Source organism: Bradyrhizobium sp., from assembly GCF_049691595.1.
GTDB lineage: Bacteria > Pseudomonadota > Alphaproteobacteria > Rhizobiales > Xanthobacteraceae > Bradyrhizobium.
In genome coordinates, this window is sequence record NZ_JBAVNZ010000136.1 from 1 (window position 1) to 2,026 (window position 2,026).

Annotated in this window: 3 protein-coding genes; 2 read left to right on the forward strand and 1 reads right to left on the reverse strand. The window is 64.1% G+C overall.

The annotated features are described in order from the left end of the window. The coding region (locus WCE35_RS06040; RefSeq protein ID WP_424592437.1) for a septal ring lytic transglycosylase RlpA family protein at nt 1–286 on the forward strand (286 nt) is incomplete at its 5' end. A gap of 199 nt (nt 287–485) precedes the next feature. After that, nucleotides 486–1,760 (forward strand): cytochrome P450, encoded by a 1,275-nt coding sequence (locus WCE35_RS06045; protein WP_424592438.1) that lies wholly within the window; start codon nt 486–488, stop codon nt 1,758–1,760. A 37-nt stretch (nt 1,761–1,797) separates the two neighbouring features. Here the strand turns inward: WCE35_RS06045 and WCE35_RS06050 are convergent. Then, nucleotides 1,798–2,026, reverse strand: a 229-nt coding sequence (locus tag WCE35_RS06050; RefSeq protein WP_424592439.1) for a hypothetical protein, incomplete at its 5' end; no start/stop codon positions are given.

Below are 2,026 nucleotides of genomic sequence, written 5' to 3' on the forward strand. Positions count from 1 at the left end.
GCCCTATGGCGGCATCGCCACCGAGTTCGACGACACCGTCGCGGCCGACGGCAAGCGGCTGTATCCGCATCGGGACCTGGTCTGCGCGCACATGCTTGAGCCGCTTGGCCGGAAGTTGCGCGTGACCAATGTCGCCAACGGAAAATCCGTGGTCTGCACGGTGGCGGACAAGGGGCCGAACCGCAGGTTCTGGCCGCGCCGCGAGGTCGATCTGACCCCGCCCGCATCCAGGGCCATTGGCTGTGATGGCATGTGCACCGTAAGTCTGGAGCGGGTGGCGCAGTGAAGCGGCGCCGTCGGCCCTGACCCTTCACCGGGATCAATGCGGCGGCGCGGCCGAGCACCCCGGAAATGGCTTCATCGGGTCGCTGCTGTCGGACGATCGCTTTCTCTGGTATCGCTCGATCACCGACCCGCTGCCTGCGCGTCAACAACGAGGATTCTTGCCGATAGGACGCTCCATCTGCATTGAACAAGGGATGGCCATGCAGGTTCCCCAGGATATTGCGAACGCGATCGTTGACCCGCGCGCCTATGCCGATGGCAAGCGCGTGGATGACGCCTTCACCTGGCTTCGTCGGGAAGCGCCCTTGGCCAAGGTCCAACCCGATCGATACCATCCATTTTGGGCCGTCACCCGTCATGCCGACATTCTCGCCGTCGAACGCCAGAACGAGCTGTTCCACAACGGCGACGATTTCGTCACCCTCGCCACCGTCGAGGCCAAGGAAAAGGTTTTGCAGATCACCGGCGGCAGCCCGCATATGGTGCGGACGCTGGTGCATATGGACAACCCCGACCATCACAATTACCGGCACCTGACCCAGGGCTGGTTCATGCCGCCGAACCTGCGTCAGCTCGAAGCGCGCATCCGCGAACTCGCCCGCGGTTTCATCGATCGCATGGCCGCCTATGGCGGGCGCTGCGATTTCGCCCGCGACGTCGCGTTCCTGTATCCGCTGCGCGTGGTGATGGAAGTGATCGGCGTGCCGGAACTCGACGAGCCGCGCATGCTCAGGCTGACCCAGGAACTGTTCGGCAACGCCGATCCCGAGCTCAGCCGGACCGGATCGGCCGAGATCGACGACAAGGCCCGCATCGCGGCGATCCAGGCGACCTTCGTCGACTTCATGATCTATTTCAACGCCATGACCGAGGACCGCCGCAAGCACCCGCGCAACGATCTGGCCAGCGTCATCGCCAACGGCGCCATCAAGGGCCAGCCGCTCGGGCATCTCGAGGCGATGAGTTATTACATCATCGCCGCTACCGCCGGCCATGACACCACCTCGGCGACCACCTCGGGCGCGCTGTGGGCGCTGGCCGAACGGCCCGACCAGTTTGCCAAACTCAAGGCCGACCCTTCGCTGATCCCGGCATTGGTCGAGGAAGCCATCCGCTGGGTGACGCCGGTCAAGCATTTCATGCGCGCGGCGACGCAGGATACCGAACTGGCGGGCGAGAAGATCGCCAGCGGCGACTGGCTGATGCTGGCCTATCCCTCCGGCAACCGCGACGAGGCCGCGTTTGAAAATCCGTTCGCGTTCGATGTCGGGCGCGCCCCCAACCGACAACTGGCGTTCGGCTATGGCGCCCATGTCTGTCTCGGCCAGCATCTCGCCCGGATGGAGATGAGGATTCTCTGGGAAGAGCTGCTGCCGCGCCTGCACAGCGTGGAGCTCGACGGCGAGCCGAAAAACTCGGTTTCCAATTTCGTCTGCGGCCCGAAGACCGTGCCGATCCGGTTCAGGATGCACTGAGCGGATGCGGGCTGATCCGTCTCCCCGGCTATTTCGGCTACAGCGGCTGACGGTTGATCCAGGCTACCACGATCCCCATCAGCACCACCCGGACGGTGTCGAACACGATCTGCTTGAGGGCAAGGGCGAACGGCACCGGCGTCACCACGTGATAGATCAGATACATCGGAATCACGCTCAGCAATGCGATGGCGATGCCGTATCGCGCGCCCTGCGCCAGCCAGGGTTTGTCTTCCCTGCCATGCAGATAGACCCAGGCAAAGGCG